This window comes from Azospirillum oleiclasticum (assembly GCF_013423485.1).
Classification (GTDB): domain Bacteria; phylum Pseudomonadota; class Alphaproteobacteria; order Azospirillales; family Azospirillaceae; genus Azospirillum; species Azospirillum oleiclasticum.
This window is the reverse complement of sequence record NZ_JABFFR010000001.1, coordinates 386983-411874: the sequence shown is the minus strand read 5'-3', so window position 1 is coordinate 411874 and position 24892 is coordinate 386983. Positions and strand designations below refer to the sequence as shown.

26 protein-coding genes are annotated in these 24892 nt (G+C 69.9%); 14 read left to right on the top strand and 12 right to left on the bottom strand.

Features of this window, described 5'->3' with window-relative positions; all coding sequences use genetic code 11:
- Positions 1-64: 64 nt before the first annotated feature.
- Genes HL658_RS01930 through HL658_RS01920 form a run of 3 tightly spaced genes read right to left on the bottom strand, consistent with a single transcriptional unit; the run spans position 65 to position 1749 of the window.
- On the bottom strand, positions 65-244 hold the full coding sequence (locus HL658_RS01930; protein WP_180280197.1) for a 2-hydroxymuconate tautomerase: 180 nt from the start codon (positions 242-244) through the stop codon (positions 65-67).
- Positions 245-265: 21 nt separating this feature from the next.
- Positions 266-1042, bottom strand: a complete 777-nt coding sequence (locus HL658_RS01925; RefSeq protein ID WP_180280196.1) for an SDR family NAD(P)-dependent oxidoreductase — start codon at positions 1040-1042, stop codon at positions 266-268.
- A complete protein-coding gene (locus tag HL658_RS01920; protein ID WP_180280195.1) occupies positions 1039-1749 on the bottom strand; it encodes a GntR family transcriptional regulator in 711 nt (236 codons plus the stop codon). Before HL658_RS01920 ends, HL658_RS01925 begins: the two co-directional genes overlap by 4 nt.
- Before the next feature lie 214 nt (positions 1750-1963).
- Between HL658_RS01920 and HL658_RS01915 the strand changes: the two genes are divergently transcribed.
- From HL658_RS01915 to HL658_RS01880, 8 genes are read left to right on the top strand one after another with little or no spacing between them, the layout of a single operon-like run.
- Entirely contained in the window at positions 1964-3181 is a 1218-nt protein-coding gene (locus HL658_RS01915) for an ABC transporter substrate-binding protein (protein ID WP_180280194.1), read from the top strand.
- 34 nt (positions 3182-3215) lie between these two features.
- A complete protein-coding gene (locus HL658_RS01910) occupies positions 3216-4085 on the top strand; it encodes a branched-chain amino acid ABC transporter permease (protein ID WP_180280193.1) in 870 nt (289 codons plus the stop codon).
- Between the two features lies 1 nt (position 4086).
- Positions 4087-5079 (top strand): branched-chain amino acid ABC transporter permease, encoded by a 993-nt coding sequence (locus HL658_RS01905; RefSeq protein WP_180280192.1) that lies wholly within the window; start codon positions 4087-4089, stop codon positions 5077-5079.
- A complete protein-coding gene (locus HL658_RS01900) occupies positions 5076-5855 on the top strand; it encodes an ABC transporter ATP-binding protein (protein WP_180280191.1) in 780 nt (259 codons plus the stop codon). Before HL658_RS01905 ends, HL658_RS01900 begins: the two co-directional genes overlap by 4 nt.
- A 3-nt stretch (positions 5856-5858) precedes the next feature.
- On the top strand, positions 5859-6629 hold the full coding sequence (locus HL658_RS01895; protein ID WP_180280190.1) for an ABC transporter ATP-binding protein: 771 nt from the start codon (positions 5859-5861) through the stop codon (positions 6627-6629).
- Between the two features lie 4 nt (positions 6630-6633).
- Positions 6634-7566 (top strand): NAD-dependent epimerase/dehydratase family protein, encoded by a 933-nt coding sequence (locus HL658_RS01890; RefSeq protein WP_180280189.1) that lies wholly within the window; start codon positions 6634-6636, stop codon positions 7564-7566.
- Positions 7563-8423, top strand: coding sequence for a VOC family protein (locus HL658_RS01885; RefSeq protein WP_180280188.1), 861 nt, complete (start codon positions 7563-7565; stop codon positions 8421-8423). Before HL658_RS01890 ends, HL658_RS01885 begins: the two co-directional genes overlap by 4 nt.
- Before the next feature lie 15 nt (positions 8424-8438).
- A complete protein-coding gene (locus HL658_RS01880; RefSeq protein ID WP_180280187.1) occupies positions 8439-9116 on the top strand; it encodes a class II aldolase/adducin family protein in 678 nt (225 codons plus the stop codon).
- Between the two features lie 15 nt (positions 9117-9131).
- Here the strand turns inward: HL658_RS01880 and HL658_RS01875 are convergent, their stop codons facing one another.
- A complete protein-coding gene (locus tag HL658_RS01875; protein ID WP_180280186.1) occupies positions 9132-9362 on the bottom strand; it encodes an FmdB family zinc ribbon protein in 231 nt (76 codons plus the stop codon).
- A 230-nt stretch (positions 9363-9592) separates the two neighbouring features.
- On the opposite strand from HL658_RS01875, the gene HL658_RS01870 reads away from it, so the two are divergent.
- The 4 genes from HL658_RS01870 to HL658_RS01855 all read left to right on the top strand — a co-directional run bounded on the left by HL658_RS01870 (position 9593) and on the right by HL658_RS01855 (position 13108).
- Positions 9593-10399 carry an enoyl-CoA hydratase gene (locus HL658_RS01870; protein ID WP_180280185.1) on the top strand — a complete coding sequence of 269 codons (807 nt, stop codon included), beginning with the start codon at positions 9593-9595 and terminating at the stop codon, positions 10397-10399.
- On the top strand, positions 10396-10914 hold the full coding sequence (locus HL658_RS01865; RefSeq protein ID WP_180280184.1) for a CoA-binding protein: 519 nt from the start codon (positions 10396-10398) through the stop codon (positions 10912-10914). Before HL658_RS01870 ends, HL658_RS01865 begins: the two co-directional genes overlap by 4 nt.
- An 11-nt stretch (positions 10915-10925) precedes the next feature.
- Positions 10926-12224: an O-acetylhomoserine aminocarboxypropyltransferase gene (locus tag HL658_RS01860; protein WP_180280183.1), complete on the top strand. Its 1299-nt coding sequence runs from the start codon at positions 10926-10928 to the stop codon at positions 12222-12224.
- A gap of 89 nt (positions 12225-12313) precedes the next feature.
- Positions 12314-13108, top strand: a complete 795-nt coding sequence (locus tag HL658_RS01855) for an SPOR domain-containing protein (protein ID WP_180280182.1) — start codon at positions 12314-12316, stop codon at positions 13106-13108.
- A 21-nt stretch (positions 13109-13129) separates the two neighbouring features.
- Here HL658_RS01855 and HL658_RS01850 read toward each other — a convergent pair whose 3' ends face one another.
- A complete protein-coding gene (locus tag HL658_RS01850; protein ID WP_180280181.1) occupies positions 13130-14356 on the bottom strand; it encodes an MFS transporter in 1227 nt (408 codons plus the stop codon).
- Between the two features lie 100 nt (positions 14357-14456).
- Positions 14457-14777, bottom strand: a complete 321-nt coding sequence (gene cutA / locus HL658_RS01845; RefSeq protein ID WP_180280180.1) for a divalent-cation tolerance protein CutA — start codon at positions 14775-14777, stop codon at positions 14457-14459.
- A gap of 83 nt (positions 14778-14860) precedes the next feature.
- On the opposite strand from cutA, the gene HL658_RS01840 reads away from it, so the two are divergent.
- Positions 14861-15148: a hypothetical protein gene (locus HL658_RS01840; RefSeq protein ID WP_180280179.1), complete on the top strand. Its 288-nt coding sequence runs from the start codon at positions 14861-14863 to the stop codon at positions 15146-15148.
- A 6-nt stretch (positions 15149-15154) separates the two neighbouring features.
- On the opposite strand, the gene HL658_RS01835 is transcribed toward HL658_RS01840, so the two are convergent.
- Positions 15155-18484: a PAS domain-containing protein gene (locus tag HL658_RS01835; RefSeq protein WP_180280178.1), complete on the bottom strand. Its 3330-nt coding sequence runs from the start codon at positions 18482-18484 to the stop codon at positions 15155-15157.
- Between the two features lie 53 nt (positions 18485-18537).
- Between HL658_RS01835 and HL658_RS37600 the strand changes: the two genes are divergently transcribed.
- Positions 18538-18660 carry a hypothetical protein gene (locus HL658_RS37600; RefSeq protein ID WP_281378651.1) on the top strand — a complete coding sequence of 41 codons (123 nt, stop codon included), beginning with the start codon at positions 18538-18540 and terminating at the stop codon, positions 18658-18660.
- Positions 18661-18796: 136 nt separating this feature from the next.
- On the opposite strand, the gene uraD is transcribed toward HL658_RS37600, so the two are convergent.
- The 5 genes from uraD to crtI are packed head-to-tail and all read right to left on the bottom strand — an operon-like array spanning position 18797 to position 24892.
- The gene (gene uraD, locus HL658_RS38130; RefSeq protein WP_180280177.1) at positions 18797-19666 is read right to left on the bottom strand and encodes a 2-oxo-4-hydroxy-4-carboxy-5-ureidoimidazoline decarboxylase; all 870 of its coding nucleotides are present in this window, start codon (positions 19664-19666) and stop codon (positions 18797-18799) included.
- A 48-nt stretch (positions 19667-19714) separates the two neighbouring features.
- Positions 19715-20857: a glycosyltransferase family 2 protein gene (locus tag HL658_RS01825; RefSeq protein ID WP_180280176.1), complete on the bottom strand. Its 1143-nt coding sequence runs from the start codon at positions 20855-20857 to the stop codon at positions 19715-19717.
- Complete coding sequence (locus HL658_RS01820) at positions 20854-21666, bottom strand: lysophospholipid acyltransferase family protein (RefSeq protein WP_180280175.1); 813 nt, start codon at positions 21664-21666, stop codon at positions 20854-20856. The genes HL658_RS01825 and HL658_RS01820 overlap by 4 nt, the downstream gene beginning before the upstream one ends.
- Positions 21663-23198, bottom strand: coding sequence for a phytoene desaturase family protein (locus HL658_RS01815; protein WP_180280174.1), 1536 nt, complete (start codon positions 23196-23198; stop codon positions 21663-21665). The genes HL658_RS01820 and HL658_RS01815 overlap by 4 nt, the downstream gene beginning before the upstream one ends.
- Positions 23198-24892, bottom strand: a complete 1695-nt coding sequence (gene crtI, locus HL658_RS01810) for a phytoene desaturase family protein (RefSeq protein WP_343054980.1) — start codon at positions 24890-24892, stop codon at positions 23198-23200. Before crtI ends, HL658_RS01815 begins: the two co-directional genes overlap by 1 nt.

The window sequence follows — 24892 nt, the reverse complement described above, 5'->3', positions numbered from 1 at the left end:
TGTTACTCCCTGATGTCCTGGTCCCGATGGCGGCAATGCGGGTGGTCGCGCGGAGCGCCGCGCTTCAGCCCTTCGGCTCGCCCGCCACGCCCCAATGGGCGGCGGGCACTTCCTGGATGATCACGCGGATGGATGGGCGCGGTGCGGCGATGGCGCGCTCCACCGCGTCGGTCACCTCGCGGATCAGGGCGCGCTTGGCCTCGGGCGGGCGGCCCTCGATCATGGTGACGGTCACGAGCGGCATGGATGTTTCCTCCCCCGGCGGTCAGCCGCGCACATGCGCGCCGCCGTTGACGTCGATGATGCTGCCGGAGATGAAGCCGGCCCCGGGCGAGCACAGGAACGCGATCGGCCAGGCGATCTCCTCCGGCCGCGCCGGTCGGCCCAGCGGGTGGCGTTCGCCGAGTGCGGCGAGGTCGTGGCGGGTCTGGACCATGGCGGTGTCGGTGACACCCGGCGCCACGCCGTTGGCGCGGATGCCCTTGCGCGTGAAGTTGTTGGCGAGCCAGCGGACCAGCGTGTGCAGCCCGCCCTTGGACAGGGCGTATTGCGGCCCCACCCCCTCGAAGGACCCGCCGGTGGAGGCGACGATCGAGCCGACGGCGACCACCCGGCCCCGCCCGCGCTCGACCATGCCCGGCAGCACGCCGCGCAACAGCTGCACCGGCGCTTTCAGGTTGGTGTCCATCATCAGATCGAAGGCGGCGTCCCAGCCCGGATCGTTCCAGCCGTCGATGGAATAGGCGCCGGCGTTGAGCACCAGCGTATCGACCGGTCCGGCCCATTCCGCGACCGCCGCGGCCTCCCCGGCGTCGCGCAGGTCGGCGCGACGGAAGGCGGCCTGCTTCCCCGCCGCTTCCAGCTCACCCAGCAGGTCCGCCGGCAGGGCGATGTCGGTCAGCATCAGATCGGCACCCAACGTGGCGCAGAGCCGCGCCGTGGCCCTGCCGATGCCGCCGCCGGCACCGGTCAGCAGGATGCGCGTCCCGGTCAGGTCGTAGGGACGGTCGGCCCAGTCGGGCCGGGTGGTGGTGTCGGTCATCCGGTGGTTCCCCTGGCGGACTCCGCCGCCTCAAGCGCGGCACGGACCTGCACGGCCGTGCGTTGCAGATGCTCTTCGGTCAGACGGCAGGCCTTCAGCGTCTGGCGCTTGACGGCGGCGTCGTGGATGGCGCGGTGCTCCTCGTGGACGCAGCGGTTGGGGCCCGAGGTGATCAGCGAGATGCGGCGGTAGCGCTCCGACTGCTGGTAGAGCAGGTGCCGCAGCCGCTTCAGCCACGGCGAATCGCAGGCCGACACCAGCGCCTCGTGGAAGCGGCGGTTGGCGTCCTCCCACAGTGGCACGGCGGTCTCCCCCTCGCGGGAGAGCCGCGCCTCCGCCTCCGACAGCTCCTCGAAGCTGCGCTCCACCTCGCGCTCCCAGTCCGGCCCGCCGCGCTCGATGGAGCGTTGCAGGGCCTCCGTCTCGATCAGCCCGCGGACATGCGTGACATCGTCGAGGTCGGCCAGCGACAGCGACGCGACCCAGAAGCCGCGCTGCCCCTCCACCACCACCAGCGCGTCGCCGGCCAGCCGGGCGAGAGCCTCGCGCAGCGGGCTCATGCCCACGTCGTATTGCTGGCTCAATGCCTCCAGCCGCAACTTGGAGCCGGCCGGCAGCGCGCCCGAGACGATGTCGCTGCGGATGCGCTGGTAGGCGTAATCGGCCAGCGTCCGCGCAACGACGCTCTCTCCTCTGCGCTCAGCCATGCTCCGCCTCCCGTGCTGCGATGCCGGCAATTTACGATTTTCGATATTATCACGCAAGGCTGTTCTTCGTCGCCCTCAAAAAACGCGAATTTCCGACAGATGAGAACCACTCGCAAGATTTCTGACATCGAAATATCGAAATTTGTTGACGCGCTATCGTTCGCCCGCTTAGCATTCGCGACAACCGAACATCAGAGTCGAAGGGGGAGGACCCATGCCGCTGAGTGATTTCACGCGCCGCCGTTTCCTGGCCGCATCCGCCGCAACCGCCGGGCTGACCGTCGGGGGGCTGCCCTTCGCGGCGCCGGCCCTCGGCCAGGGCAAGGGTGAGCTGCGCATCGGGCTGCTGACCTCGCTGTCCGGCCCCTTCGCCTCGCTGGGCGAAAGCATGCGCGCCGGGTTGCAGCTCTACCTCGCGCAGGCCAAGGACGGCATCGCCGGCCGTCCCGTCCGGCTGACGGTGGAGGACGACCAGGCGAAGCCCGAGGAGGGCGTGCGCAAGGTCCGCAAGCTGATCGAGCAGGACAAGGTCGACATCGTCTGCGGCGTGATCCATTCCGGCGTGGCGCTGGCCATCCGCGACGTGGTCGCCGCCTCCAACACCCTGACCTTCATCGCCGGCGGCTCGGCCAACAACCTCGCCCGCAAGGCGGCCAGCCGCTACGTCTTCCGCCCGACCAAGACCAACTGGATGCTCGGCAGCACCGCCGGCACCTGGGCCGCGGAGAAGATCAGCAGGAAGAACGTCATCACCATCGCCGCCGACTACGCCGCCGGGCGCGAGTATGTCGACGATTTCGTGGCGTCCTTCAAGGCGGCCGGCGGGCAGATCGGCCGGCAGCTCTGGACGCCGCTCGGCACCACCGACTTCGCGCCGCTGCTCACCGACATCGCCGCCGCCAAGCCGGATTTCGTCTACACCTTCTTCGCCGGCAGCGACGCGGTGCGCTTCCTGCAACAGTACCAGGACTACCGGCTCGCCGGGCGCATCCCGCTGGTCGGCACCGGGGCCGCCTTCGACCAGGAGGATGTGCTGCCCGCGGTGGGTGCCGGCATCAAGGGCGCCATCAACACCTTCCACCAGTCGCCGAGCGTTCCCGTCGCCGCCAACAAGCTGTTCGTGGACGCTTACCGCCAGGCGCGCGGCCGCCTGCCGGGCGAGTTCAGCACGTCGGGCTATGTCGCGGGCCAAGTGATCGCCGCCGCCGCCGAAAAGGTCCAGGGCGACCTGACCGACAAGGACAAGGTGCGCGACGCCGTGCTCGGGCTCGACCTTGAGACGCCCTACGGGCCGATGACCTTCGATCCCAAGAACAACCAGGCGGTCCTCAACATCTACGTCAACGAGGTCCGCGTCGGTGCCGACGGCAAGCTGGTGAACGAGGTCGTCCACACCTTCAACGGCGTGCGGGATCCGGGCGCGACGGCGTGACGCCGTCCCGTCGTCCGGTCCGGGGAGGAGCACCGTGGAATACTATGTGATCCAGTCGCTGAACGCGCTGGTGTTCGCCGTCATCCTGCTGCTCAGCGGGCTCGGGCTGTCCGTGGTGATGAGCCTGATGAATTTCGTGAACCTGACGCACGGGTCGCTCTACCTGCTGGGCAGCTACATCGCCGTCTTCTGGATGGCCACGGGACAGCCCTGGTATCTGGCCTTCCCCGCCGCCTTCCTGGGCGGGGCGGCGGCCGGGCTGATCCTGGACCGTTTCCCCTTCCAGCTCTTCTACGCCCGCACGCACCTGATGCAGGTGCTGCTGACCTATGGCCTGTCGGTGGTGTTCGCCGACCTGATGCGCTGGGGCTTCGGGGCGCACATCGCGACCCCGCAGATCCCGGAGCTGCTGCGCGGCGTCGTGTTCATCCTGGACACGCCCTTCCCGATCTACCGGCTGTTCGTGCTGGCATCCGGGGTGGTGCTGGCGGCCGGGCTGTGGTTCCTGTTCGACCGCACGATCTGGGGTGCGGTGGTGCGGGCCTGCGTGGTCGATACCCGCATCGTCGAGGCGCTGGGCATCAACACCAAGCATGTCTTCACCGCGGTGCTGGCGCTGTCCTGCGGGTTGGGCGCGCTCAGCGGCGCGCTCGGCTCGGGCATCCTGGCAGCCTTTCCGGGGCTGGACGAGGAGATCCTGATCCTCGCCTTCATCGTCGTGGTGGTCGGCGGGCTCGGCACCTTCTCGGGTGTGGCGGTCAGCGCGCTGGTGCTGGGCTTCACCATGACCTTCGCGAAGATGCTGAGCCCCGAATTCTCCAACCTGATGAGCCTCGCGGTGATGGCCGGCATCCTGATCTGGCGCCCCGACGGCTTGATCGCCGCCACCCGGCGGGAGGTCTGACATGGCCGGAAACCGTTCCACCCTCGTCCTGTCCGTGGTGGTGGCCGCCCTCGCCGTGCTTCCTCTGACGGGTGTTCCCGACCACCACCTGCGCCTCGTCGCGGAGATCCTGATCCTCGGCGTCGCGGTGATGAGCCTGGACCTGCTGATCGGCTATGGCGGGCTGGTGTCCCTGGGGCACGCCGCCATGTTCGGGGTCGGCGCCTACGCCGCCGCCCTCTTCGCCACCCATGTGTCGCCCGACCTGCTGCTCGCCATCCCCGCGGGCATCGTTGCCGCCACGCTGGTGGGTGCCGTCATGGGGGCGCTGGTCATGCGCTCGGCCAACCTGTTCCTGCTGATCCTGACGCTGCTGCTGTCGCAGATGGTGTGGGAGGTGATCTTCCGCTGGCGCGACGTGACCGGCGGGGCCGATGGCTTCCGCGGCATCCCGCAGCTCACCCTGCCCGGCGGCATGGCGATCGACAGCGGCGTCGATCTCTACTACGTCGCCGGCGTCCTCGCGGTGGGTGCGTATCTGGTGGCGGCGTCCTTCGTGAACGCGCCGATCGGCAAGGCACTGGTGGGCACGCGCGAGCAGCCGATCCGCATGACGGCGCTGGGCTATTCCATCCCGCGCATCCGGCTGTCGGTCTTCATGGTGTCGTCGGCCATCGCCGGTGCCGCGGGCGCGCTCTATCCCTTCGTCAACCTCTATGTCGGGCCGCAGGTGGCGCACTGGACCATGTCCGCCACGCTGGTGATCATGCTGGTTCTGGGCGGGGTGTGCACCCTGTTCGGCGGCTTCATCGGGGCGGCCATCTACCTCGTCTTCCAGACGCATGTCAGTTCCTACACCGACCGCTGGCAGCTCGTGGTCGGTCTGGCCTTCGTGGCGACGGTGCTGTTCGTCCCGCGCGGGCTGGGGCGCGAGTTGCACCAGCTCCTGCGACCGCTCGGCCTGGGCGAGCCGCGCGTAACGGCGGAGACTGACAAGAAGGGGACCGTGCGATGACCGGACACACCTCCATCGAACCGACCGGCGCCGGCCTGTCCCTGCACGGCGTGCGCAAGTCCTTCGGCTCCTACACCGCGGTGGACGACGTCACGCTGGACGTGCTCCAGGGGGAGCTTCTGGGCCTGATCGGGCCGAACGGGGCCGGCAAGACCACGCTGTTCAACATCGTCACCGGCTTCGTCCGGCCCGACGTCGGGCGGGTGGTCTTCGAGGGCGCCGACGTGACCCGGCTGAAGCCTGACCAGCGGGTGCGCCGCGGCCTCGTCCGCACCTTCCAGAAGAGCATGGTCTTCCCGGAGCTGAGCGCCGAGGAGAACATCGCCATGGCCGCCCGTGCCCGGCAGGGCAGCGGCTACGCGTGGTGGCGGCCGGCCGAGCGGGCGGCCGAGGCGCTGGCCGAGGGAAGCCGCCTGCTGCGCGCCATCGGGCTGGAGCGGCGGGGGGCGCTGCCCGTCGGCGCGCTCAGCCACGGCGAGCAGCGGATGGTGGACATCCTCGTCTCGCTGGCGCTCCGCCCGCGGCTGCTGCTGATGGACGAGCCCACCGCCGGCCTGACGCGGGAGGAGACGGCGCGCGTCATGGACCTCGTCCGCGCGCACGACCGCTCCACCACCGTGGTGCTGATCGCCCATGACCTGGACGTCGTGTTCAGCCTGTGCGAGCGCATCGCCGTGCTGAACCTCGGCGCTCTGCTGGCCGTCGGTTCGCCGGAGGAAATCCGCGCCAACCCGGAGGTCCGCACCGCCTATCTCGGCTCGCATCGGGAGCACTGACGCATGACCGCCACTGCCACCGCTACCGCCCGCCGCCCCGACGCCGCCGCCGCCCCGGCCGAGGATGTGATCGAGGTGCAGGGCATGGCCGCCGGCTATGACGGCGCCTGGATCCTGGAGGACATCGGCTTCACCGCCCGCCGGGGCGAGGTGCTGGGCGTGCTCGGCCGCAACGGGGTGGGCAAGAGCACCCTGGTCAACGGCCTGCTCAACCTCGGCCCGACGGTTACGGGGCGCGTGCTCATCAAGGGACGCGACGTGGTGGGCTGGCCCACGCACCGGATCGTGCGTCTGGGCATCGGCATCGTGCCGCAGGGCCGCGGCATCTTCGGCAACCTGACGGTGGAGGACAACCTGCGCCTCGCCCTGTTCGGTGCGCGCGCCACGGCCGCCAACGGCTGGACGCTGGAGCGGGTCTACGACAGCTTCGCCAAGCTCGGCCAGCGCCGCCACGTCTCGGCCAGCGCGCTCTCCGGCGGCGAGCGCCAGCTTCTGGCGATGAGCCGCGCCCTGCTGACCCAGGCCGACATCCTGATCCTGGACGAACCGACCGAGGGCCTCGCCCCCATGGTGGTGGAGGAGGTGATCGTCGGCAACATCCGCAGCCTGAGGCGGGAGGGGGTGACGGTGATCCTGGTGGAGCAGAACATCGCGCTGGCCCTCGATCTCGCCGACCAGGCCATCGTGCTGTCGGACGGCGGCATCGTCTTCTGCGGCTCGGCCGACACGCTGAAGCAGCGCGAGGACATCCAGAACGAATATCTGGGGGTCTGACGCCATGACACCGACCGTTCTCGTCAGCGGTGCCGGCGGCTTCGTCGGGCGGGAGGTTCTGCGTCGCCTGACGGCGCAGGGTGTCACCGCGACGGGGCTGGACCTCGGCGACGGCCCGCCCGGCGTGCCGTGCCGGCGCGGCGACGCCACCAGCTTCGCCGACGTCGCCCGCGCCGTGCGGGCGAGCGGGGCCGACACCATCCTGGCGCTTGCCGCCCTGCTGCCCGACGCGACGGAGGGGGACCCCTACCGCGCCGCCACCGTCAACCCCGCCGCCGCCGCGACCGCGGCCGAGGTCGCGCGGGTGCTGGGGCTGCGCCGGGTGGTCTTTGCCAGCACCATCGCCGTGCACGGCGACCAGCGCGGCGGCGAGGCGGTGGACGAGGAGTCGCCCGTCCGCCCCAACTCGCTCTACGGCTGGAGCAAGGCGATGGCGGAGGCCGCCCTCGCCCGTTTCCGCGAACAGGGGGTGGATGCGGTGTCGCTCCGGCTCGGGTTCGTCTTCGGACCCGGCCGGCTGCGCGGGGTGGGGGCGTGGGCCGACCGTTTCGTCGCCGACGCCGTCCACTCCGGCCGCAGCCACATACCCTGCCGTCCCGAGCAGGAGTTCCTGTACAGCTACGTCGGGTGGGTGGCCGACGCGCTGGCGGCGCTGGCGCTGGCCGACCGGCCGGAGCACGCCGTCTACCACAGCGGCGGCCTGACGGTGACCGCGCGCGACCTCGCCGTCGCCCTGGCCGACGCCGTTCCCGGCACGACCACGACCTTCGACGCGGACGCGGCCCCCCTGCCCTTCGTCACACGGGCGGACGGCAGCCGCCTCGCCGCCCTGATGGGACGGAGCCACCCTCCGCTCGCCGCCTGCATGACCGACCACAGGGACCGCGTTATGGTCCACATCCATGACCGCTCCGCGGTCCAGGGGAGAACGTCATGATCGACCTTCACGACATCCGTTACGTGCATCTGGGCACCCCCGACCTCGACAGCGCCGTGGAGTTCGCGACCAAGGTCGTGGGTCTCCAGCAGGCGCGGCGGGACGGGAACCGCGTCTACCTGCGCGGCGACAACCGCGACCACACGCTCTGCTACTTCGAAGGCGACCCGGCCGACCACACCGTCGGCTTCGAGGTGAGCACCGCCGACATGCTGGAGGCCGCGGGGGCGGAGCTGGACAACGCCGGCCACCGCGTGGATTACGGCCGCAACGACGCGTGCGACACGCGGCGCTGCCAGCGCTTCATCACCTTCCGCGACCCGTCCGGCAACCGCATCGAGCTGGTGTGGCGCCCGCAGGACAACGGCGGTCGGCGCTACTTCCCCACGCGCGACGCCGGCATCACCGATTTCAGCCACGTCGGGCTGTGCTCCACCGACCCGGTGCGGGACGAGGCGTTCTGGACGCGCGTCTGCAACGCCCGGGTCAGCGACTGGATCGGCGACGCGCCGCTGCTGCGCATCGACGAGGTGCACCACAAGATCGCGCTGTTCCCGTCCAAGAAGCCGGGCATCCAGCACATCAACCATCAGGTGGCCGGCATCGACGACATCATGCGCGCCTGGTACTTCCTGAAGGAGCGCGGCGTGCGCATCGTCTTCGGCCCCGGCCGGCACCCGACCTCGGGCGCGATGTTCCTCTACTTCGAGGGGCCGCACGGCATGATCTACGAATACTCCACCGGTGTCAGCCGGATCACCGACGAGGACGGGCACCGCCCGCGGCAGTTCCCCTTCACGCCCGAGGGATTCTGCATGTGGGGCTCCAAGCCCGACATCGCCGAGTTCCGCGACTGAGCGGGGGCATCGGGGATGATCGCGGTGAGCGAGGACCGGCAGCGGCTGGTCAGGACGGCGGCGCGCGCGCTGGCGCGCGGCGGGCTGGTCCACGCCTACGGACATTGCAGCCAGCGGCTGGACCGGGCGCATTTCCTGGTCTGCGCCGCCCGGCCCATGGGGCTGATCGGGCCCGGCGATCCGGGCGTGGTGGTGCCGGTGGACGGGCCGCTTCCCGACGGCGTGCTGGGGGAGGTGCGCATCCACCAGCGCATCTACGCCCGCCGCCCGGACGTCGGCGGCATCTGCCGCACCCAGTCGCCGCAGGTGATGGCGCTCTCCACGCTCCGCCGCACGCCCCGGCCCCGGCACGGCTTCGGCGCCTATTTCGCGCCCGAAGTGCCGCTGTGGGACGACCCGCAGCTCATCCGCAGCCCCGACCGGGCCGAGGGGGTGGCGGCGGCGCTCGGCGACGCGCGCGCCGTGGTGATGCGCGGCAACGGCCCGGTCATCACCGGCCGCGACCTGATCCAGGCGGTGGTCCTGAGTTGGTATCTGGAGGACGCCGCCCGGGTCGAGCTGGAGGTGCTGAAGACCGGCCTCGACGGCGCGCTCCTGTCGCCCGAGGAAGCGGCCGAACGCGCAACCGACGCTGGCCGCATCTACGAGCGCATGTGGGAACACCTGACAGCCGGAGACCCGGAGGCGGGCTGACGCGGAGCGCCGGCGTCACCGCCGCTTCAGTTCGGAGCGGCTGTAATTGCTGAAATGCCCTTCACGGGCGGCCTGCGCCCGCGCGCCCTTCAGCACCGTCGCCGATTTGCCGTCCGGCGCGACCTGCGACACCAGCCGCTCCAGGTCCTGACTGCCACAGGATGCGCAGGCTGGCGTTTCGGAGGAGCGGACCAGCGCCTCGAAGCTGTGATCGCAGGCTTTGCAGCGGTAGGAGTAGAGCGGCATGGCCCCTCTCGGTTTCGGCGTTCCGGAAACCACAATCTACCACCGCCGCGACGGGAGCAGAACGCCCGTGCTCCGCGACATTTTTACATGCCGATGACGTTAATGAAAAAGCAAATACCAATACCCTGTTGAAACCCTCCCCGCTCTGCGCTCCAATGCGGTGCGTCACGGTTCCCGCGGCGCACCGATCCGGCTAAGGTGGCGCCACAAGGGTTGGGAGGAAGGACACCATGAGCGCACCATCGGCCGCACGCGCACCGGCCGCGCCGCTGGTCCTGCGGGAGGATCGGGACGGCGTCTCCACGCTGACGCTGAACCGGCCGCAGGCGCGCAACGCCCTGTCGGTCGGGCTGATGACCGAGCTTCAGGCGGCGCTGGACTCGATCCACAGCGACTCCTCCGTCAAGGCGGTGGTGCTGGCCGGGGCCGGCCCCGCCTTCTGCGCCGGGCATGACCTGAAGGAGATGCGCGCCGACCCGCGGCGGGAAGCGTACGAGGCGCTCTTCGCCCAGTGCGCGCGGCTGATGCTGTCCATCACGCGCCTGCGCCAGCCGGTGATCGCGCGGGTGCACGGCATCGCCACGGCGGCCGGCTGCCAGCTCGTCGCCACCTGCGATCTCGCCTACGCCGCCGACGACGCGCGTTTCGCCACGCCGGGAGTCAACATCGGGCTGTTCTGCTCCACCCCCATGGTGGCGCTGACCCGCGCCGTCGGCCGCAAGGCGGCCATGGAGATGCTGCTTCTCGGCGAGCTGGCGGGTGCGGCGGAGGCCGAGCGCATCGGCCTGATCAACCGCGCGGTGCCAGCGGCGGAGCTGGACTCCACGGTGCGGCGGGTCGCCGACACAATCGCGGCCAAGTCGCCGCTGACGCTCGCCATCGGCAAGGAGGCCTTTTACCGGCAGATCGAGCTGCCGGTGGAGGAGGCCTACGCCCACACCGCCCGCGTGATGACCGAGAACATGCTGGCCCGGGACGCGGCGGAGGGGATCGACGCCTTCCTTGCCAAGCGCAGCCCCGTCTGGTGCGGCCGATGACCGACACGCCCAAGCCCGACCACGACCACTACAGCGACGCCTTCCTGAAGGAGCTGCTGGCCCGCGTGCGCTCGATCGCCGTGGTGGGCGCCAGCGACGATCCCGTCCGCGCCTCCTACTTCGTCATGAAGTACCTGAAGGAGAAGGGCTTCCGGATCATTCCGGTGAACCCGAAGCTGGCCGGAGGCACCATCCTGGGCGAGCCGGTCTACGCCAGCCTGAAGGATTTGCCGGAGCCCGCCGACATGGTGGACATCTTCCGCAACCCCACCGCGGCGGCCGGTGTCACCGACGAGGCCATCGCCCACGGCGCCAAGGTGGTGTGGATGCAGCTCGGCGTCCGCAACGACGAGGCCGCAAGGCGGGCGGAGGATGCCGGTTTGACCGTCGTCATGAACCGCTGCCCGAAGATGGAATACCAACGCCTGTTCGGGGAGATCGGGCGGATCGGCGTCAACTCCAACATCATCGTCACCAAGAAGCGCCCGGTCAAAGCCGTCAAGAAACTCATCTAGGGGAATCCACCATGAGCGCACCCAAGTCCTTCGGGTTCGACACCCGCGCCATCCACGCCGGGGCGGCACCCGACCCCGCAACCGGCGCCCGGCAGACGCCGATCTACCAGACCACCAGCTTCGTCTTCGAGGACGTGGACGACGCCGCCTCGCTGTTCAACCTGCAGAAGGTCGGCTTCATCTATTCCCGCCTGACCAACCCGACCGTGTCGGTGCTGGAGGAGCGGCTGGCCAACCTGGAGGGTGGGGCCGGTGCGACCGCCACCTCCTCCGGCCACGCGGCGCAGATGCTGGCGCTGTTCCCGCTGATGCAGCCGGGTGACGAGTTCGTCGCGTCCACCAAGCTCTATGGCGGCTCGCTCAACCAGTTCTCGAGCAGCTTCCCGCGCGCCTTCGGCTGGAAGGCGGTGTTCGTCGACATGGACGACCCGGAGAACGCGCGCCGCGCCATCACCGAGAAGACCAAGGCCATCTTCGTCGAGAGCCTCGCCAACCCCGGCGGCGTGGTGACCGATCTGGAGGCGGTGGCGAAGATCGCGGCCGACGCCGGCATCCCGCTGATCGTCGACAACACGCTGGCCAGCCCCTATCTGATCCGGCCGATCGAATGGGGGGCGACGCTGGTCGTGCACTCCACCACCAAGTTCCTGTCCGGCAACGGCACCTCGGTCGGCGGCGTGGTGATCGACAGCGGCACCTTCGACTGGACCAAGTCCGGCAAGTTCCCGGCGCTCAGCGAGCCAGACCCCGGCTACCACGGCCTGCGCTTCCACGAGACCTTCGGCCATCTGGCCTTCACCATCCACGGCCACGCCGTGGGCCTGCGCGACCTGGGGCCCAGCCAGGCGCCGCTCAACGCCTTCCTGACGCTGAACGGCATCGAGACATTGGCGCTGCGGATGGAGCGGCACGCGGCCAATGCGATGAAGGTCGCGACCTTCCTGGAAAGCCACCCGGCGGTCACCTGGGTCAGCTACGCCGGGCTGGAATCCTCCAAGTACCGGGCGCTGGCGAAGAAGTACCTGCCGAAGGGGGCCGGTGCGGTGCTGACCTTCGGCCTGAAGGGCGGCTACGACGCGGGCGTGAAGCTGGTGGAGAGCGTGCAGCTCTTCAGCCACCTCGCCAACATCGGCGACTCGCGCTCGCTGATCATCCACCCGGCGTCCACCACCCACCGGCAGCTCACGCCGGAAGGGCTGGCCGCGGCCGGGGCGGGGCCGGACGTGGTGCGCCTCTCGGTCGGACTGGAGACCGCCGAGGACATCATCGCCGACCTGGAGCAGGCGCTCGCCGCGGCAACCGCCGGCTGATCATTAACCGTTCGGAAACGATGCTCGCGCATCGTTTCCGGATGTGGGATGGTTTGCGCAGTCCCGCGATGGATCGAAGGGCGTGGCCGATGGGAAGGACGCTGAAGATCGGGCTGGCCGCCGCCGCCAGCCTGACGATGGCCGGGTGCGCGGGCATCCCGGTGGCCGTCACCATGGCCTCGCTCTATGTCGATTCGGTGCTGGTGCTGCGCACCAACAAGGGGGCGACGGAGCACATCGTCTCGGCCGCCGCCGGGCAGGACTGCGGCCTCCTGAACCTGCTCAACGAGAGTCGTCTCTGTCTGGACGAGCCGCCGCCGCAGCTCCTGGCGCTGTTGACGCGCGAGGTGCAGAATGTCGCTCCCGGAGCGGCGACGGCCAGCGTCACCCCGACAACGAAACCGCAGCCGGCCCCACTGCCCGCTCCGCTGCCGGCACCGGTCCAATTGGCCTCGGCTCCGTCCGCCGGGATCACGGACGCCGGGGTTCCGGCCGGTCCCTTGCCGGAGCCGAAGCCACGGACCGCCTTGCGGACGGTTGCGGCCGTCAACACCCCGCCCGCGGTGCGTGAAAAGCCCGCGGTCGAATCGCGCACCACCAGCCTTATGGTGGTTCTGGGCAGCTTCACCAGCCGCGAGCAGGCCGAGCGGCATCGCAACACCCTCGGCCGCTCGGACGTCGAGATCGTGGAAGCGCATGTTTTCGGTCGCGAACGGCACCGGGTGGTGCTGCGCCCGGCCGACCGGGACGGTGCGATGCGCGAGCTGCGCACGGCGCGTGCCGGCGGTATCGGCGATGCGTGGCTGCTGGCCGATCCGCGGACCGGAACGCCGACCGGGGTGGTCGGCGTCCTCACCGCGCAGATCCTGGAAACGCTTCTGTAAGAGGGCGGCGGGCGCCGCCCCTCAATCCCCGCCGGCAGCCGTTGCCGGCATCGCCGGAACCGCGGGTGCCGCCGCCTTGGCGCCTTCGTCGGGAAGCAGCACCGCCGCCGCCGCCGCCACGACGCCCAGCGCCGCCAACGTCAGGTACAGCGCCTCGAAACCGGTGAAGCGCTCGTAGAACCAAGCCGCCATCTGCACCGCGACCGGTCCGGCCCCGAAGGACAGGACGAACTTGGCCCCGAAGGCCAGCCCACGGTGACGGGCCGGGGTGTAGCGCGCGAGCAGCAGGTTCTCCGCCGGGATCTGGATCTGGGAGGAGATCACCACGGCCGCCGCCGCCGCCACCACAGGCATGCCGGTGACCACCGCCAGCAACGCCATCAGCGGCACCTGGGCGATCAGGCACAGCAGATAGATGCGCTTCAGCGGATACCGGTCGGCGAGATGCCCGCCGATCAGCTGCGGCACCGCCGCGACGAGGTAGACCAGCGTGACCAGCCCGCCGATGCCCAGCGTGCCCTCCCCCACCAGCCCATCCAGCCGCAGCTCGAAGAGCTTGGGCAGCACCACCTGCATGGCGTTGAACATGAGGCCGGCGCAGACCATGGTGACCGACAGAACGATGAAGGCACGGTAGACGTCGCCACGGCTCGGCGCGGCCTGCGGCTTGCGGTCGCCCTCGCGGTCGTACACCACACCGGTCAGCATCAGCACGGTGAGCGCCACGCCGAAGGCGGCGCACACCGCACCCGGAACCAGGAAGGCAGCGCGCCAGCCGGCGAGATCGGTCAGGGCGCCGGCGGTGATGCCCGCGCAGGCGATGCCGACCGTCCCGAAGATGCCCAGCCAGCCCATGGCCTTACCGCGGTCGGTGGCGTTGCGCACCACCACCGACATGCTGACGGGGTGGTAGATGGAAGCGCCCAGCCCCAGCACCGCAAGTGCCAGCCACAGCTCGTCGGGATTGCGGGCCAGGCCGCAGCCGATCGCGCCGGCCCCGGTCATCAGGAAGAAGACCGCCATCATCCCGTTCTCGCTCCAGCGGTCGCCCAGCCAGCCGGCCAGCGGCGCGCCAAGCCCGATGAGCAGCGCGCCCACCGTCCACAGCCGGATCAGCTCGTCGTAGGACAGGCCCCACTCCTTCTCCAGCGCCAGCACGACGGTGAGATAGAGGGCGGCCACCAGATGCATGATGGTGTGACCGGCCCAGGAGAAGCCGACCGCGAGCCGGGCGGATCTGTCGCCCATGGAACATCTCCGATCCTGGATGAATGACCACGAACGGTCTCACGCCCGCCGCGGCCCGGTCCACTGCCGCGCCCGCATGGCGGGCATGCGACCGGCCGGCCTAACCGAGGTCGGTTTCCGCCGCGATCCAGTCGAGATAGGGAGCGTCCCCCTGCCCCAGCGGCAGCTCGACGATGCAGGGCACCTCGTAGCTGTGCAGCGCCCGCACCCGTTCCGCCAGCGCCGTGAAGTTGGAACGGCGGGTCTTGGCGAGGAGCACCACCTCCTCGGCCTGCTCCACCGCCCCCTTCCAGCGGTAGACGGAGAGCATCCCCGGCAGGATGTTGACGCAGGCGGCGAGCCTCTCCTCGACCAGTGCCCGGCCGATGCGCTCCGCCTCCTCGCGCGTGCCGGCGGTCATGTACACGAATGTGGGGATCATGGCTGCGTCCTTCGATCCGGGTGCGGGCGTTCCGTTTTGCGGTTAGGATGTCACGGTTTTCCCACAACTGTGCGGTGGTCTCCATGTCCGCCTCTCGTTCCGCCGGCCCGCGCCGGGTGCCTTCCGAGCGGCAGGCGGCGTGGCTGCGCCGCGGTCTTCGCCAAGCCGGCGGCAAGCTGCCGCTGTTCGACGAGCACGGCCAGCGCGTCAACCCGCAGACCATCCGCTGCTGCTTGGAGAACGGCTGGGCGGAGCGTTGGTTCGCCAATCCCCTGAAGCCGGACTGGCTGGTCTGCCGCCTGACCGAGGCCGGACGGCGCGCGGTGACGACACCGGTCCCCGCGGAGGCGGAGGCGGAGACCGCTCCCTGACACGAATCAGTCGCGTCCGTCGAAGTGCTGCTCCAGCGCCGCGGTGAGCTGGCGGGGCGTCACCGGCTTATGGACAACGCGACAGCCATGCCGCGCCGCGTCGATGTGGCAGTCCGCGCCCGTCTCTCCGGTCAGGATGATGCCGGGCAGCCCGTTGTCAGCGAATCGTTCACGCACCCGCAGGACCGCCTCCGTCCCGACCCGGCCCTCGCGCAGGCGGTAGTCCGCGATGACGATGTCCGGCCGCACATCCTGTTCCGCCAGCCGGTCCAGCAGCAGATCGGCCGACCCGGCGGAAATCACGCGGTATCCCCACTCGCTGAGGATGGCGTGCAGCCCCATCAGGACGATCGCGTCGTCGTCCACCAACGCCGCGATGCGTCCCTGGCCGGTGCGCTCGGCCGGGGTGGAGCCACTCTCCTCCGGTGCCGCCTTCAGCGCCTGGCCCAGCGGGACGGACACCTCGAACTCCGACCCCCGGCCCGGCTCCGATCGCACGGTGACGGGATGGTCGAGAAGCCGGGCCAGCCGGCGCACGATGGCGAGACCGAGCCCTAGGCCCTGTGTCCGGTCCCGTTCCGGATTGCCGATCTGGTGGAACTCCTCGAAGATCAGTTCCAGCTGCTCGGGCGGGATGCCGATCCCGGTGTCGGCGACGGTGATGCGCACCATTGCCCCGTCGGTACGGCAATGGATCGACACCACGCCCTCCTCGGTGTAGCGCAAGGCGTTCTCGACCAGATTGCGCAGCAGGCGCTCCAGCAGCGCGCGGTCGCTGCGCACCACGACCGGGCAGGCATCCACCGACCAGCGCAGCCGCTTGCCCAGCGCCACCGGCCCGTAGGCCGCGGCGATGTGGTCGATGGTTCCGGAAACATCGAATTCCTCGATCTGCGGCACGATCATGCCGGCATCCAGACGCGACACGTCGAGCAGGCTGTCGAGCAGCCCCTTCATGGCGTCCAGCCCGCGCTCCAGGTGAAGCAGCGCCGTCCGCGCCCGCTCGGTGTTCACCTGGTTGGCCAGCGCCGCGGTGAAGAAGAACATGGACTGCAAGGGCTGACGCAGATCATGGCTGGTGGCGGCCAGGAACTTGGTCTTGGCGAGGTTGGCGCGTTCCGCTTCGTCCTTGGCAGCACGCAGCGCCTCCTCAATGCCCTTGCGGTCGGTGATGTCCTCGACGATGGAGATGCGGCGGGCGGACTCGCGGGACACGCCCCGCAGCAGGGACGACGTGACGCGCACCCACACCCGGTCACCGCCCCTACGCCGGTAGCGCTTCTCCAGGGCGTAGCTGGGCAGCGTGCCGGCGAACAGGGATGCGATCAGCGGGCGCTCCCGGCCGACATCCTCGGGATCGGTGAGCTCCTCCCAGGTCCGGCCCAGCAGATCGTCGCCCGTGCCGACGCCGAAGATGGAACACAGCTTTTCGTTGACTTCCAGCAGCCGTCCGTCGGCATCCAGAAGCTCGATGCCCACGGCGGCCTGCTCGAACATGGAGCGGAACCGCATGTCGCTGCGCTCGCGCTCCACCTCGGCCTGGCGGATGCCGGTGATGTCGGTCAGCATCAGCCCGACCGCGGTCACCTGCCCCTGCGCGCGCACCGGGAAATAGCCGGCCATCCAGTGGCGTGGTCGGTCCCCGCCGGCTCCGGCGGCCACCAGCTCGCGGTCGCGGGCAGCTTCCCCGGTGGCGAAGACCCGGTCGATGGCGGGCAACGCCGCCTGGGCGTCGATCGGCGCAATCTCCCGCAGGTGCCGGCCGATGTGGTCGCGCGGCGGCAGGCCGGTCAGCGCGCCCATGGGTGCGTTCACCCTCAGGAACCGATGGTCGCGATCGAAGAAAGCGAAGCCGACGGGGGCGTTCTCCAACAAGGCGTTGAGCTGGGCCAGAAGTTCCGATTTCTCCAGATTGGCGCGCTCCAGCGCCTCCTCCCCGGCGCGCCGGGCGGTGATGTCCTGGAAGAACACCGCCAGCCCGCCCAGCGTGGGAAAGGCCCGTATGCTGTACCAGGAATCGAGTGGCGCGAAGTACCCCTCGAACTCGACCGGCTCGCCACTCTCCATCGCATACCGATAACGTTCGGTGAAGACCGTGCCCTCGGCCTCGGGAAAGGCGTCCAGCAACCGGCGACCGGTGAGGTCGCGGCCATCGGCGATCAGGAAGCGCGCCCGGTCGTTCATGAAGGTGATGCGCCAGTCGGCGTCGATCTCGAACACGCCGTCGGTGGTGGCCCCCAGCACATCCGCCATCCGGTGGGCGAGCGCGTGCACCTCCCTCTCGATCACGGCCTTGGCCTGAAGGTCATCGGCCATGGCGTCGAAGGCGCGCCCCAGCGTGCCGATTTCCGACCGGTCATGGTCCAGCCCGGAACGGGCGGACAGATCCCCCCCGCGCCAGCGCTCGGTCGCCGCCACCAGCGCCTCGACAGGCCGACGCAGCAGCCGCGTGCCACCCCACAGGACCAGCAGCAGCGTGGTGCCCGCGATCGCGCCGATCATCGCGATCGAACGCTGCATCGCCGCGTCGATGGGTTGGAGCGCCGCCTCCTTGTCGATCGACACGGCCATGAACAGGTCCTCCTGCCCGGCACCGACCGGGCTGAAGGCGACCACATGGACACGCCCGCTCGCATCGTCCGTCACTTCGATCGTGCCGGGGGCCGCGGCGTTCAGATGCTGGCGGAGCGCGGGCAGCAGGGCACGACCCATCCCGTCGGCAGGCGCGTGCGCCAGCACTGTGCCGGACCGGTCGGCCAGCAGAAAGGACCCGCCCGGTGGCAACGGCTTGGCGTTCAGGAAGCGTGTCAGCCACTCGGTGTCCAGAGTGGCGGTCGCCATGCCACGAACCATCCCGTCATCGCCCCGGATCGGCAGCGCGAAGGGAAGAGCAAGCCCCGAAACCACGCGCCGCGCGATCCGTTCGCCAATCACGAAATTGCCGGACGCCAATGCCTCGCGGAAATGGGCGCGGTCGCTGATGCTGACGCCGATGGCTTCCCGCTGCGTGCCGCAGCGGATGATCCCATCGGCATCGGCGGCGAAGAAATCGATGTAATCGGGATAGGATGGACGGAGACGATTGAGCAACCCGCCGCATTCCGGCTCCAGCCCGTTGCGGAAGGCGTTGGTCTGCACCAGCGTCGCCAACACCTGCCGGATGGTGTCGACCAGCCGCTCCTGCTCGGCCTCGATCAGCGACAGGTAATGACGTGCGGTCTGGTGTATTTCGCGGATCCGATCGGTTCGCAGCTCGAACTCGTTGCGCACCTCCACGGCCAGCAAGGGCAGAACCGCAATGCCAAGCAAAAGCACGAGCCGGTGCAGCAGACTCATGCGACGGGCTCCGCCAAAGACCGGGCGCCACGATCGCCAAGCCGGAACACGCCATGGCCGCTGCCACCAACGAAGACCCTAAGATGAAGCTTGTGGCACAACACCCAAATCTTTGGGGAGGGAGGCTTCATTGTTTCCTGAGCTTCATTCACGAAGTCGATCCGCTGGATCAATGAAGTTTCCCTGCAGTTGCACGATTGACGCAATCGGCAAACTGTGTCGACGGCGATCATTCGACGATTCAATCTATCATGTACACACCCCGATATCCATTGCAATTGCCGCTAATGCCAAGGTGGCGCTTCATGGAGCTCAGCTACCCCGGTAGGTTGAGTAGGACCAGGGGGAGACGAGAAGCGGCACGTGGTAGTGCTGCTCCGGGTTGGCGACCCCGAAACGGATCGGGATGCGGTCGAGGAAAGGTGGTGCCGACAGCGCGTTGCCGGCGGCCGCGAAATAGGGTCCGGCGTGGAACAGCAGCTCATAGGAGCCGGCTTCCAGTTCGGCCCCCGCCAGGGCCGGACCGTCGAGCCGCCCGTCGGCGTTGGTGACGAAGGTCTTCAGCCGCACCGGCGTGGGTGCAAGGCGCAGAAGCTCGATCACCATGCCCGGCGCCGGACAGCCCGATGCGGTATCCAGCACATGCACCGTCAGCCGCCCACAGGGCTTGGGCACCACCGCGTCGAGCAGGCGCATCCACAGGATCTTGCCCACCTCGGCCAGGGCGGTGGCGATCTCGGCCGCGGGATCGTTGCGGACGCGGCGGTCGAAGGCGGCGAGGATCGCGTGCTTGTCGGCGTGGCGGACCGCCATGATGAAGGGGAAGCCGAAGCGCGCGGCATAACGGCCGTTCAGGTCCTGGAAGCGCGCCATCTCCGCCGGCGTCAGCCGGTCGAGCCCAGCCGCGGCCTGTTCAACGTTGGACGCCGCCGTCAACTCGCCGGCCACCGCCGCCCGCCCCGCCAGATCGGGATGCGCGCGGAGGAACATCCGCTGCGTCGCCTCGTCGGCCGCCGCGATGGCGGAGGTCATGGCGGCGTGGAAGGCCGTCAACGTGTCGAACGGACGGGCGGCGGCGGCACGTTCCGCCACCCAGGGGGAATGTTCGGCAATGCCGCCGAAGCGCGCGACGAAACCCGCCGCGTCCAGACCATTGACCTCGTCCAACGTAATGCGCGCCATCCGCCGCCACTCCCCCTGCGTTGCACCGGGACGAAGCCTAGCAGACGCTCAACCGGACGGGTAGGCACGCCCGCGCCAGGTCGCCGGCCGGCCGCGACGGGCGCGCAGCAGGGCGTTCCACTGGATCGCCAGCATGGTCGCGACACCAGCCGGGTGGAGCAGCGCACCGGCCAGGCTCTGACGGAATCGCAACGCCAGACCTATGCGCAGGGAGGTGGTGGCGAGTGCACCCGCCGCCGCGGCGCTGAGCGCCTCCGCAGGCAGCGGCCAGACCAACCCCGCCAAGAGCAGCAGCCAGGGCAGGATATGCCCCCCGCCCAGCAGGACCGTCCACACCGGCAGCGCCACCGGTGTCGCCATGCCCTCGGTCGCGTTTTTCGAGAAGCCGTCCCAGACCTCGGCGAAGCCCCGGTACATGCGGCAGGTGGCGAGGTCCGTCGCGTCGAACAGCCGGGTAGCGATGCCCACCCGGCGGAAGGCACGCGGCAGGGTCACGCCGTCATGCAGGGAGCGCTTTATGGCCACATGCCCCCCGGCCCGCTCGTAGGCGTCGCGCCGCACCAGGATGAACTGCCCGCAGGCGGCGCCGAAACCAGGATGGCGCGTGAAGCGCAGCCCCGCCATGGGCAGATAGCCAAGCAGCAGCGTGTGGATCTGCGGCACCACCAGCGCTTCCGCCAGCGTCCCCGTCTCCTGCCGCGGAAATCCGCTCGCCAGCCCGGCACCGCTCGCCACGAGGAACCCTGCGGCCCGGCCGACGGCGTCCGGCGCCAGCCGCACATCGGCGTCCTGGAACAGCAGGATGTCGTGGCGGGCAAGGTCGGCCAGCGCCTGACAGGCGTGCTGCTTGCCCGACCAGCCCGGCGGCAGCGGCGGTGCTCCTTCCAGCCGTACACGCGGATCACGGGCGGCGTACGCCCGCACGATGTCGGCGGTACGGTCGGTGGAATGGTCGTCCAGCACGACGACCTCCAGCGCCACGTCGCGGTTGGCGAGCGCCGCGTCCAGCGCGCGGGCGATGGTCGCCTCCTCGTTGCGCGCCGGGATCAGCACCGACACCGCGCTGCCTGCCGGAAGCCGCCCGCGCGGCGCCCGGTAGAACGGAAGGTTGAGGATCGTCATCGTCAGAGGAAGCAGCGCCAGCCCCAGCACCGCCATGGCAAGCATGGTCACCCAATCGCCCGCGCTCATCGCTCCGGTGCTCCGTGTCCGGCGTGGAAGGTCCGGCTGGCCAGCGCCGCCCGCGCCCGCCGCCACAGGTCGTACACCCCGCCCACCCCCGCCGTGCCGCGCAGGACCGGCAGGAAGCGCTCCGGGTCGCGGCTCGTGGCGTCGGCGGCCAACGCGTCCATGGTCTCTTCCAGGCGGCGCGCGAGATGCTCGTTCAGCGCCTCCACCGGCATGCCGGCGAGGGTCGCCGCCTCAATCGGCCGACCGAAGCGGGCCAGCGCCTCCGGCGTCCGCTCGTCCCAGAAGGGGTATTCCAGCGCCAGCGGCACCACGACCGCCGTCGGCGCGTGGCGGACCAGGTGGGCGAGGCCCGGCATCAGGGTCACCGGCCGGATCCGCGGATCGGTGAAGCGCCCCTCCGCGGTGATCCACAGCATGGCCCGCGGGTCCTCCAACACCCGCCGCGCCGTGCGCAGAAACGTCGCCGCCCCGCGCGGTCCCGGCGTCACCCCGAACAGCCCGAGCCGCCGCATGAACCGATAGCGGTCCAGCATCGCCTCATCGATCGGCCCGTATCCGGGCCGGTCGCGGAAGCGGGTCGTCCCCATCACGATGAGGACGGCGGGATCCCACCAGGAGGGGTGGTTCAGATACACCACCACCGGCCGGTCCCGCGGCAGCTCGGGCCAGCCCGGCCGGGCGAGACGTACGGCGTGGAAGCCGCGCCGCATCGCCCGCGCCATCACATGACCGAAGAAGCCGAGAAGCGCCGGCGACCGCAGCGCCACCGGGTCGGCCCGGCTTGCCGCGGGACCGTCCGGAGCGGTCATGCGACCTCCCGCCGGCGTTCGCCCTTCAGGTCGCCGTCCGCGGTGTCCGCGGCGATCCAGCCGGACATCAGCACCATCGGCATGCCGGGGCCGGGATGCGCCGAGCCGCCGGCCAGATACAGGCCGGCCACGTCGCGGCTGCGGTTGCCGGGCTTGAAGGCGCCCATGAAGCGGCCATGGCTCGCCAGACCATAGATGGCGCCGTTCAACACCTTGTAGCGGTCGTGGATGTCCTGCGGGGTCAGCACCCGCTCGAACCGGATGCGATCCTCCAGATCGGTCAGTCCCGCCGTGCGCTTCAGCTTGTCGATGATCACGCGGCGGTAGTCCGGCAACATCCGCGACCAGTCGTGGTGCGGCCGCAGATACGGCGTGTGGACCAGCACATACAGCGCCTCCCCGCCCGGCGGGGCGACGCCCGGCTCGGTGCGCGCGGGTGCCGCCAGATAGCAGGTGGGGTCCGGCGCCGGCTCGCCGCGCCGGTAGATGAAGTCGAACTCCTCCTCCGGATCGCGGGAGAACACGAAATCATGGTGGAGCAGATGGTCGTAGCCGCGGTCGAGACCGAGGTAGAGGACGACGCCGGAGCAGGCCGGCTCGAACTTCCGTCGCCGCTCGAACCTTGCGGCCGCCGGATCGCCGCCCAGCAGTTCACGATGCGTGCGCACACTGTCCATGTTGGACACCACGGCGGAGACCGGCACGACCTCCCCCGCCGCCTCGACGCCGGTCACGCGACCGTTCTCCACGCGCAGGCGGGTCACGTCGGTGCCCGTGCGGATCTCCACCCCCAGCTCGCGGGCCAGGCGCTCCAGCGCCACCGGCACGGCGCGGGTGCCGCCCATCGGGTACCAGACGCCGTCGTTGGTCTGCATGTGCGCGATGGCGCACAGAACGGCCGGCGCGTTGTAGGGGGAGGAGCCGACATACTGCGTGAAGTGGTCGAGCATCTGCGCCACCCGCGCGTCCGGCACGTGGCCGCGGATGGTGCCCGCCACCGTCGCCCCCATGCGCAGCGCCAGCACGTCGGCCAGGGTGGACGCGGTCATGTTCCGCTTCAGGTCGATGGTGTCGCGCAGATCCTCCACCGGCTTCCAGAAGAAGAAGCGTTCGGAAATGGCGTGCAGCCGTTCCGACAGCGCCAGGAAGCGGCGGTAGCCCTCGCCCGCCCCCTGCCCCGGCGCAAAGCCGTCGAGCCGGCGCGCCATGCCGTCCACGCTCTCCGTCAGATCGAGCAGCGAGCCGTCGTCGAAGAAGCAGCGCCATTGCGGGTCCAGCCGCACCAGCTCCAGCTCCTTGTGCAGATCGCGCCCCGCCTCGGCAAAGATGCGGGAGAGCACGCGCGGCACGGTCAGGATGGTCGGCCCCATGTCGAAACGGAAGCCGCCCTCCTCCAGCACCGCCGCCTTGCCGCCCAGCCAGGGGTTCTTCTCGAACAGCACGACCTTGTGCCCGCGCGACGCCAGCACCACCGCGGACGCCAGACCGCCCAGCCCGCCACCGATCACCGCGATCTTGTCACCGTTCCGCATCACGCAGCCTCCTTCGTCGCCACCGCCCGCGGCCGCCACAACCCTTCCGCCGCGCGTCCGTTGCGCCAGGGTGCGGGCAGGCCCAGATCCTCCGCCGCCAGGGTCGCGGTGATCCGCGCGCCCTCGAAGATCACCGGCAGCCCGCTGCCGGGGTGGGTGCCGCCGCCCACCAGATACACGCCGTCCAGATCCTCGAACCGGTTGCGCGGGCGCAGATGCAGCATCTGCCCCAGTGTGTGGGCGAGGTTGAAGGTGGCGCCGCGGTGCAAGGCGAAATCCTGCTCCCAATCGGCCGGCGTCACGATGCGTTCCGTGCGGATGCGCCGTTCCAGGTCGGGAATGCCCAACTCGGCGAGGCGGTCGAGCACGAGACGCCGGTACGGCTCCCGCTCCTCCGCCCAGTCGATGTGCCCCTTCTGGTGACCCACCGGCACCAGCACGTACAGCGTGCTGCAGCCCGGCGGCGCCAGCCGCGGGTCGGTGACGCAGGCGTTCTGCACATAGATGGAGGGGCGGCGCGGCAGTTCGCGGCAGCCCTCGATCTCCGCCAGATTGCGGGCGTAATCCTCGGCCAGGTAGATCGTGTGATGGCCGAGCCCGTCCAGCTTCCCCTCGATGCCCAGATACATCATGAAGGTGGAGCAGGAGAACTTCTTGCGGGCGATTTGCGCATCCGTCCAGCGCCGCCGCAGATCGTCGGGCACCAGGGTCGACATGGCCTTGGCGAAGTCCGCGTTGATGACAAGGCCGTCGCACGCGTACTCCCCGCGCTCCGTGCGTACGCCCACCGCGCGCCGGCCCTCGAAGCGGATGTGCCGCACGCTCTCGCCCAGCCGCACATCGACGCCGAGGTCGCGGGCCACCCGCGCCATCGCCTCCATCACCGCGCCGCAGCCCCCCATCGGGTGCCACACACCATGCTCGTGCTCCAGGAAGGACAGGATTGTGAACAGGCTGGGGCAGCGGAACGGCGACATCCCCAGATACTTGCTCTGGAACGAGAAGGCGAGCCGCACCCGCGGATCGTCGAAATAGGTGCCGAGGTCGGAATCGACGCTGCGGTGTGGGCGCAACCAGCGCAGCGACTTCAGAAGCGCCGGGTTCAGAAGATCGAGCGCGGAGTTGAACGGGTTCTCCAGCACGGGGCGGAAGGCGTCCAGCTTCTGGCGGTTGTCTGCCATGAAGCGGGGAAGGTTCTCCGCGTCATGCGGGTTCAGACGGGCGATGCCGCGCGCGAGCGCCTCCTGGTCGGTGCAGACGTCGAGCTGCCCGCCATTCTCGAACACCAGCCGATAGAGCGAGTCGAGCCGCTTGAGCTGCACCTCGTCGGTCAGCCGCCGCCCGCAGGCGGCGAAAATCTCCTCCAGGATGCGGGGGTAGAGGAAGAAGGTCGGGCCGGTGTCGAAGCGGAAGCCGTCGGCTTCCATCACCGCCGTGCGCCCGCCGACGCGGGACTTGCGTTCCAGCACCGTCACATCGGCGCCGGTCAGCGCCAGAAGCATCGCGGACGCCAGCCCTCCGGGCCCGGCCCCGATCACCACGAACCGTCTGTGCATCTCACCATCCCGGTCTCGGTCCGCCTTCGTGCGATGGCGGTTTCTGGTTGCACACGCTTGCGACGAAGGAACCCCGTCACAGTTCTTGTGGCGTATACGAGCTGGACCGCCGCTTGGACCACGACAGGGGGATTGCAC